Origin of the sequence: Pseudoalteromonas sp. NZS100_1 (assembly GCF_015864285.1) — a bacterium.
Lineage (GTDB): Bacteria > Pseudomonadota > Gammaproteobacteria > Enterobacterales > Alteromonadaceae > Pseudoalteromonas > Pseudoalteromonas arctica.
In genome coordinates this window covers 22,474-31,634 of record NZ_JADYXN010000039.1, presented here as the reverse complement: position 1 = coordinate 31,634, position 9,161 = coordinate 22,474, and the positions used below count along the sequence as shown (strand labels likewise).

Genomic DNA, 9,161 nt, shown 5'->3' with positions numbered 1-9,161 from the left:
TTTTTCACCCAAATTTGTATGCTTATTAGCATAACATTTCTTTCTTAATGGGTGGCCAAAATCACTGTACCACTACACTATCCATATTATCCACGGCAGAGTCCAGTATGTTATTTACAATTGAATCCTCAATTTCCGTTATAGGTACATAAAATTGAGCATTCTTAGTTAGTTCTAAACGTTCAGGCATACTCCATACTTCCTTGTAGTGCTAACGCCCCAATAGGGGCTAAAAATAGTTTGCTAAAATGTGTAGCGAAGAGGAACCGAGCAAACTGTTTTTAGTCCCGCTTAATTGGCTTGTTATAGGGCTGCCTCACTTTCTTGCGGCACAGGCACTGCGGACTCTAACTCTAAAATTTCTGAATACAATGTGATTAGGTGTTCAATAGTTAAATCTAATATCGGTTCATACATGAAAGAGTTGAGATGAATATTTGAGCTAACGGTAATGCTAACTTTCTCAAGAATTTTGATGGCATTACTGGTTGGTAATTCTTTTACGTATGCCTTTATTAATGCGCCAAACTGATTCTTTGACTGACACCAATAAGTATCGTCTTCTTTTAATTTACGCATTTCTTCGATAAGGAAAATTTCAGAACTCATTCTAATAGCTATTGATAACAGGACTTTGTCTTCTAAGTTAAGACCATCGTGATTAGCTCTATCCTTGATTTCGTTAGCTTTAGAAAATAGTAATTCTTTAAATGAGTTTGTGTTGGTTGTCGCGTAGGTTGTACCAAACAATCTGTTATAAATTTCATAATATTTCCCAATTGTAATTTGAGCTGTATCTTCCTTCCAGTGGAGAAGACTGGTGAGCTTCAAGTAGTCTGGATCATCTTCACCTTTTATGTACTCAAGCAAATTTCTTGTAAAAGGTACTGTTGCACACAAAATGAAGTCACTAGCTGATATGTGTTCTTTCCACTTACCAATAAAGTAATTTTTTATGCCTTCTGCTTTTGATAGCTTTATGCTATCACCAGTTCTACTTGCCATTAGGCATCTTTCATAACGTACAAAGCTATTAGACAAAGTCCTAAAGAAATCAAAATTATGAGTCAAAATTAATTGTGAAAAGTGTTCTACTTTTGATATATCTTCAAGATATTGAACAATTGCATGCTTATTCTTATAGTCGAAAGAATCCGCGACATCGTCAATAATAAAAAGTGTCTCCGTTGATTTCCTTTTTCTATCTTCGACTTCAAAGATAAAATTAAGAAGATAAAGTGCTCGTCGTTCTCCTTGGCTCAGAGACTTAATTTCACTTCTAGTACAATATATAAGGTCATCACCGTCTTTAAACGTAAACTTTAATTTTGCTTTATCTTTTCCTAACGCCGCATCAGCCTGATTAAATAATGACAAAGTGAATGGCATGTCTACAAAACGATTATTAAAAAGTTCTATAGCTATTGACCAGTTAGGAGCCTCTGTTGCCGCTGCTAATTCAATTTGTAGTAACTCAGCTTGATTAGTAGAAAAAGCTTGTAAAAACACATCAGTATCAGGGCAATTTTGAATATAAAAAGCCCATAAATTCCGTTTGAATTCTGATTGGTTTTCAGGTTTAACTTGATGTAAAAGTAAATCTACCTCTGTTGCAGAAATATTCTCCAAGAGTTCAATTAGTGCTTGAGTTTGTGCGTTTTTAGCTAAATTCACTCTCAACTTTTTGAGCTCAACATCACTGTCAATTGATTCATGCACAACTCTCATTTTTTCTTGCAGTTCTTCGTAATTAATTGAAGCATCATCACCTTGCAGATGAACTTTATGCCCACCGGCAAAGTACCCTTGCTTGTTTAAAGTACTAAAAGAAGTGTCTGCTTTCGTAGGGTTAAAAACCCCACGACTGTATATTGTTCCTGTTTGATTAAATAGATCTTGATAACGCTGATTAAATTCATTGGACTTTGATAAGAATTCAGGACTCTCTAATATCGAAATAGCTTTTGGATCAAATATTTCATTATAAATAAAGCTTTCTAAATCATCACCAAGAGCAACTCCTTTGGCTAACTCTATTGCCTTTACAAAATCATCTGTTTGAAAGTCACTTATCAAATGACTTACTACATCACCTTTTTTTAATTTGGATTTTTTTTGAAGTGATGTTTCAAGCTTTGACTTCAACTTATTAATATTAGAGATTAATGAGTCATATCTAGATTTACTTTCCTGATTAATCAGGATATTCGTTACAGCTTCATTATCAGTGCTTATTTCTATCTCGGATTTAAGAACATATATTTGTTCTTTTTGAATATCGACATTATCAGCTTTAACAATACAAGTAGGTTGGCGATTAAAACGTTCTTCTTTTGGTTGTTCGCCTTTTGATAAGGCATCAAAAGTTCTAGAAAACGATGTTTTCATCAGCCCATTTGGAGCATAGATTGAGTAAGCTTTAGCTTTTCCTCGGTCATTCGACAAATCAAAAGTTTCATCTAATGCAGAAATCCCGTAACAATTTTCAAGACGTACTTTAAGGTTATCCATAACTCATCCTTTTAATTATTCACAGAGGGTAGATTTATCCACTAGCCCTATAACAACTTTGTATCCGATATTTGTCGCTTTACAAACCGACAAATGTCCAAATATTACAAAGGTTCTAATTTAACCAGCTAATAAGCACTTGTAAACAAATAGTTAGCCGGCATTTAAGTTTCCTTGATGTAGAAATACCCCAAAATGGTAGAGATCAGTAATATCGGACAAAAAAGTAATGAGCTATAAAAATAGGTGTAAGCGATATTATTAATAAGATAACTTGAATTTTTTCTTCAAGTTTTTACCTTTAACCCACAACAAAAAAGCCGCTGTTTATTACAAACAGCGGCTTTTCTCTTAAAGCTTTAAACTTGATTTTTATTGTTTACCAATCACTTCCAGTCCACCCATGTATGGGCGTAATACTTCTGGTACTACTACTGTGCCATCGGCTTGTTGATAGTTTTCTAGTATGGCTACTAGTGTACGGCCAACGGCTAAGCCTGAACCATTTAGTGTATGTAGTAACTCTGGCTTTTTAACACCTTCACGGCGAAAACGTGCTTGCATACGACGCGCCTGAAAGTCAGCCATGTTTGAACATGATGAAATTTCGCGATATGTGTCTTGAGCAGGTAACCATACTTCTAAATCGTATGTTTTAGCTGAACCAAAGCCCATGTCGCCCATACATAAAATCACTTTACGGTACGGAAGTTCTAGCGCTTGTAGTATTTGCTCTGCATGACCTGTTAACTCTTCAAGCGTTGCCATTGAGTTTTCTGGTTTTACAAGCTGTACTAATTCAACTTTATCAAACTGATGCTGACGAATTAAGCCACGTGTATCACGACCATAGCTGCCTGCTTCACTTCTGAAACACGGCGTGTGGGCAACTAAGCGGATTGGTAAATCGCTTTCGTCGTAAATTTCGTCGCGGGCGCTGTTTGTAAGCGGTACTTCTGCTGTAGGAATTAAGCTAAAGCCGGCTTGTTGTTCGCCATCGTCGTTCACAAGGCCTAACGTATGGAACAAATCGCCCGCAAATTTAGGTAATTGGCTTGTGCCATAAAGGCTAGCGCTATTAACTAAGTACGGTACATACATTTCTGTATAGCCGTTTTTGTCTGCGTGTGTATCTAGCATAAATTGCGTTAGTGCACGGTGCATACGCGCAACTTGGCCGCGCATTACGGTAAAGCGTGCGCCACTAATTTTAACGCCCATTTCAAAGTCTAAACCGTTTAGGTCTTGGCCTACATCTACGTGGTCTTTAACTTCAAAATCGAATTTTTTAGGTGTGCCCCACGTTAAAATTTCAACGTTGTCGTCTTCGTCTTTACCGGCAGGTACTGACTCGTCTGGCAAGTTTGGAATTGCTAAAGCAATGTCGTTAATTGCGGCTAATACTGCATCTTGCTCAGTTTTAGCGGCGTCTAGCTCACTGCCTAAGTTAGCCACTGCATCAAGTAATGGCTGTGCGTCTTCGCCTTTTGCTTTGGCTTGACCAATTGCTTTTGCGCTTGCATTACGTTGACTTTGAAGTTCTTGCGTTTTTACTTGTAATGTTTTGCGTTTTTCTTCAAGTGCCGTTACCGTCGCTACATCGAGTTCGTAACCGCGCGCTGCTAAACGTGCTGCAGTTTGTTCGATGTCTTGACGTAAAAATTTAGAATCTAACATGTTAGTTTTTTAACCTTTTTGCATTACTAGCTGAAGGCCCAGCCAAGCCATAAAAATACACACCATCACGTTTAAGATGATATTGAGGGCCATTTTAATAAAGTGACCTTGTTGTAATAACAACAACGAGTCCATTGAGAATGTTGAAAAGGTGGTTAATGCACCTAAAAAGCCAATACCGATAAGGGTTTTGGCGGGGCTAGCGGTGATAATTTCTTTATCTATCAAACCGTACAAAATGCCCATTAACAATGAACCCAGAATATTAACCGTCAACGTGCCAAAAGGGAATCCCCTACCGAGGAGTTTTAGCATGCTTTCGCTAATAAAAAACCGTAAACACGCACCTGACGCTCCGCCAAGGGCAATCATCATATAAAGTTTAATCATTTTCGTACCGTTTAAGTGGGCTTTGCGCATCGCGCTCTTTTAGGTAGTCGAGTTTTTGTTTAATTTTTTGCTCAAGTCCGCGATCGCTCGGTAAGTAATATTCCTTACCTTCCATTTCTGGCGGTAAGTACTTTTCACCTGCGGCAAATGCGCCATCTTCGTTATGCGCATAGCGGTACTCGGCGCCGTAACCTAAGTCTTTCATTAAGTTGGTTGGGGCATTGCGTAAATGCTCTGGCACTGGGTAACTTGGCTCGTTTTGAGCATCTGCTTTGGCTTGATTAAACGCCATATACACCGCATTACTTTTAGGTGCGCTGGCTAAATACAATGTGGCTTGTGCAATAGCGCGCTCACCTTCGCCTGGGCCTACTCGCTGAAATATATCCCACGCATTTAAGGCCACTTCCATCGCACGCGGATCGGCGTTACCAATGTCTTCTGTAGCTATGGCAAGTAAACGCCTTGCAACATATAGAGGGTCACCACCGCCGGCTAAAATTCGGCAATACCAATACAATGCACCATCAGGAGAGCTGCCACGTACTGATTTGTGAAAGGCTGATATTAAATCGTAAAATTCATCGCCGCCTTTATCGTATTTAGCTAAATGAGTAGGTAACACTTGGCTAAGTACGTGCTCGTCTACGTTGTATTGACCGTTTTGCTCGGTTGTTAAATCAACTGCTTGTTCAAGTAAATTAAGTACTTTGCGCGCATCGCCGCCACTTGCTTGGCACAGTGCCTTTTTAGCGTTGTCAGCAATAGTGATATGCTTTTGGCTTAATTGTTCGTCTTGCTTAAGTGCGCGTTCTATTACGGTGTATAAATCACTATCGGCAAGCGATTTTAAAACATACACACGCGCACGCGACAATATAGCGTTGTTAAGGGCAAACGAGGGGTTTTCGGTGGTAGCACCTACAAATATAAAGGTACCGTCTTCTATGTGCGGTAAAAAAGCATCTTGCTGAGATTTATTAAAGCGGTGAACCTCGTCAACAAACATAAGGGTGCGTTGGCCACGGCTTTCTAGGTTATCGCGCGCTTGCGTTACGCTGTCACGTATATCTTTTACGCCTGCGGTTACCGCCGACATTTGAATAAGTGAGGCATCAGCATGGTTGGCAATTATTTGCGCAAGTGTTGTTTTACCTACACCCGGCGGGCCCCATAAAATTAAACTATGGCATCGCCCCGCGACAATGGCTTGATGCAATGGTTTGTCAGCACTTAATAAATGCTGTTGACCAATGTACTCGTCAAGCGTTGTAGGGCGCATACGCGCGGCAAGTGGGCGTACATCGGGCCCAAAATTAAATCCTAAATTACTCACCGTTACTCTGATCGTCTATTTCAACACCTTCAGGAGGCGTAAATTCAAAAGTGCTTTTATCAAGCGGTGTATTAACTTGTGCATTGTTAAACGTAAATGACGATAACTGCCCTGAGTTGTCGGTAACTACTAATTTAGCAAGGCCTTGTTCGTTATCTGCAAACGCTATATCAAGTTGTTCAACTTGGCTTTCTACGCCTTTATTTGGTGTTACGCTAAAGCCTGTATTTGTTGCAAGTACGCTGTATTTTTCCCACTGTGCTGGGTCTTTAGATGTAAGTAGCACAAATGGTGTTGAGTCGATTAGGCTGCTGGTTTTCATAATCGTTACTTGCTCAGCAAAGCTGTCAAAGTAATAGGTTTTATCGCCGTTTGATACAAATAACGTATCGTCTGGATTAGTTTGCTGCCAGCGAATCATCATAGGCTGTTGAAGCGCTATTGTGCCCTCGCCTTGCATAACAGCTTGGCCTTCTTTGTCTGTTACTTTTTGTGCAAACTGCGCTTTAAAGCTTTTTAAAGTAGCAAGTCTGTCTTGTAATGCTTGGCTGTCATCAGCAAAGCTTGGTGCGGCAAGTACGCTGCCTAACACTAATAATAAGGCGTTAAATTTTTTCATGAATTTGCTCCATTAGGTACTAATACATCGCGAGCGCCGTTATGACCTGGTGAACTCACGATACCCGATGTTTCCATTTGTTCTACTAAGCGTGCTGCTCGGTTATAACCAACACGTAGTTTACGTTGTACTGACGATACCGATACTTTGCCGGTTTCGATTACAAACGACACAGCTTCGTCGTATAGCGGATCGTTTTCTTCGTCTGCGTTTTCGCTTGCTTCACCTGGTAATAAAATATCCTCGCTTGCATCGCCATTGAGTATTTCATCAACGTAATTTGGTTTTGCACGCGCTTTCCAATCGTTTACTACGGCATGTACTTCATGGTCGTCTACAAACGCGCCATGCACACGCTCTGGTACGCTAGTACCCGGTGGTAAATAAAGCATATCACCCATACCGAGTAAGTTTTCGGCGCCTTGTTGATCAAGTATGGTGCGCGAATCTATTTTACTTGATACCTGAAACGCCATACGTGTTGGTATATTTGCTTTAATTAAACCTGTAATTACATCAACCGATGGGCGCTGAGTTGCTAGTATTAAGTGAATACCTGCCGCACGTGCTTTTTGGGCAATACGTGCAATTAGCTCTTCTACTTTTTTACCTACAATCATCATCATGTCGGCAAATTCGTCAATTACTACAACAATACTTGGTAATTTACCTAGCTCGTCTGGGCCTTCTTTCATGCCATCGGTGTCTTTAAATAATGGGTCAAGAATCGGGTAACCCGCTTCTTTTGCTTCAAGCACTTTTTGGTTATAACCTTTTAAGTTACGCACACCTAATGCTGACATTAATTTATAACGACGTTCCATTTCGCCTACACACCAACGCAGTGCGTTAGCCGCTTCTTTCATGTCGGTAACTACTTCACACAATAAATGCGGAATGCCTTCGTATACTGAAAGCTCAAGCATTTTAGGGTCAATCATGATCATACGTACATCGTCAGGACCTGATTTGTACAGCAAGCTTACTATCATGACATTAACGCCCACTGATTTACCCGAGCCTGTAGTACCGGCAACAAGTAAGTGTGGCATTTTACCAAGGTCAGCACATACAGGCTGACCGGCAATATCTTTACCTAACACCATGGTAAGTGGCGACGGGTTTTGCTCAAATTTAGGCGCGTTTATTACCTCTGACAAACGTACTATTTCGCGGTGTTTGTTAGGAAGCTCAATACCTACATACGTTTTACCCGGTATAACTTCTACAACACGCACACTAATTGCCGAAAGCGAACGAGCTAAGTCTTTAGCCAAACCTGTAATTTTAGACACTTTAATACCGGGTGCTAAATCTAGCTCAAAACGTGTAACAACTGGCCCTGGGTATACAGCAACAACTTTAGCTTGAACGTTAAAGTCGAGTAATTTTGTCTCTACTAGGCGCGATACTGTATCGAGCTCTTCTTGCGAAATAGGGTTTTTAGCTTTATCCGGTCTGTCGAGTAAATCAAGCGACGGTAATGGCCCCGGTGGTGGCTCTTGCGTTAGTAATTGCTCAAACTTTTCTTTAGCCGTTGGCGGCGGTTGATACGCAGGTTTTGGCTTAGGCATTGGCCTAGCTGGCGATACCACCGTTGTGACTGGTTTTTCTGGCTCTATAACGGGGCTTTGGTCTAGTGCATTTAATGCAGCTTCTGTATCCATTGGCTCGTCATCTATGGCGCTAAAGCCAATTTCTTGATCGAGTATGTCGTCAAGCTCATCAAACGGCATAAAGTCATCACTAATTTGTGGCTCGCTAAATGGCGTTTGCGGTTTATTAATTGCTTTTTGTTTCTCTGCTTTTTTAGCTGATGTAGGCAGCTCTATTTGCTCTTTTATATCGTCTTCAAAATGGGCGTCTATTTCATCGTAATTATTTGCTTTGCCCGCAGCGTGTTCTCGGTGCATCCAACCTTTTGCGTACGATACAATAAAGCGGTAAAACCTAACCATTAAATCGCCAAGGTAATCTACAAAATCAACCCACGATACACCCGTTAATAAGGTAAGCCCGGCAAAAAAGAAACACAGCAATAATATAGATGTACCGGTAAAGTTAAATGCAGGCATCATCGCTGATGCAATAACATCGCCCACTACCCCACCAGAGGAAAAGTTATAAATATCGTCAAAATTGATACTACTAATAGCGGTAGCTGAGGTAATAAATAAAGCAAAACCAATAACACGCAGCGCTAAGGTGGTGTAATCAAGCTGTAAAATGCGGTGAGGTTGTTTAAATAGCAAGTAGCCAAATAGCTGAATGGCCGCTGGCACTAAGTAAGCCAACCAACCAAAGGTGAGTAATAAAATGTCGGCTATCCATGCACCGGCTGCTCCTGTGATGTTGCTTACTTCGCTAAAACTAGTTTGCGACCATGCAGCATCTGCTGGATCAAAGCTGATCAAGGCACATAAAATAAATATTGCCGTAAAGGTGCTGATAATCAGCCCTGTTTCTAATAGTCTTTGCACACCGTTTAGGCGCATAGTTCCCTATTCCTCTTTATTATTCTATTTTTATTCACACTTACTTAGCAGTGAAATACCTTAGCAGGAAATGCAATTTGTTGCACTTTATCTTAACCTTGATGGCCTGATTATGAACAAGTTTTTATAATTT

General features: G+C 40.3%; 6 protein-coding genes. All 6 read right to left on the bottom strand.

Going from position 1 to position 9,161, the window contains the following annotated elements:
• Positions 1-303 precede the first annotated feature (303 nt).
• Positions 304-2,511, bottom strand: coding sequence for a hypothetical protein (locus I6F66_RS18770; RefSeq protein ID WP_197209573.1), 2,208 nt, complete (start codon positions 2,509-2,511; stop codon positions 304-306).
• Positions 2,512-2,883: 372 nt separating this feature from the next.
• Positions 2,884-4,188, bottom strand: a complete 1,305-nt coding sequence (gene serS / locus I6F66_RS18765) for a serine--tRNA ligase (protein WP_197209572.1) — start codon at positions 4,186-4,188, stop codon at positions 2,884-2,886.
• A gap of 9 nt (positions 4,189-4,197) precedes the next feature.
• Positions 4,198-4,578, bottom strand: a complete 381-nt coding sequence (gene crcB, locus I6F66_RS18760) for a fluoride efflux transporter CrcB (protein WP_021032117.1) — start codon at positions 4,576-4,578, stop codon at positions 4,198-4,200.
• Positions 4,571-5,914 carry a replication-associated recombination protein A gene (locus I6F66_RS18755; protein ID WP_197209571.1) on the bottom strand — a complete coding sequence of 448 codons (1,344 nt, stop codon included), beginning with the start codon at positions 5,912-5,914 and terminating at the stop codon, positions 4,571-4,573. Before I6F66_RS18755 ends, crcB begins: the two co-directional genes overlap by 8 nt.
• Positions 5,907-6,533 carry an outer membrane lipoprotein chaperone LolA gene (lolA, locus tag I6F66_RS18750; protein ID WP_197209570.1) on the bottom strand — a complete coding sequence of 209 codons (627 nt, stop codon included), beginning with the start codon at positions 6,531-6,533 and terminating at the stop codon, positions 5,907-5,909. The genes I6F66_RS18755 and lolA overlap by 8 nt, the downstream gene beginning before the upstream one ends.
• Entirely contained in the window at positions 6,530-9,028 is a 2,499-nt protein-coding gene (locus tag I6F66_RS18745; RefSeq protein ID WP_197209569.1) for a DNA translocase FtsK, read from the bottom strand. Before I6F66_RS18745 ends, lolA begins: the two co-directional genes overlap by 4 nt.
• Between the last annotated feature and the right edge of the window lie 133 nt (positions 9,029-9,161).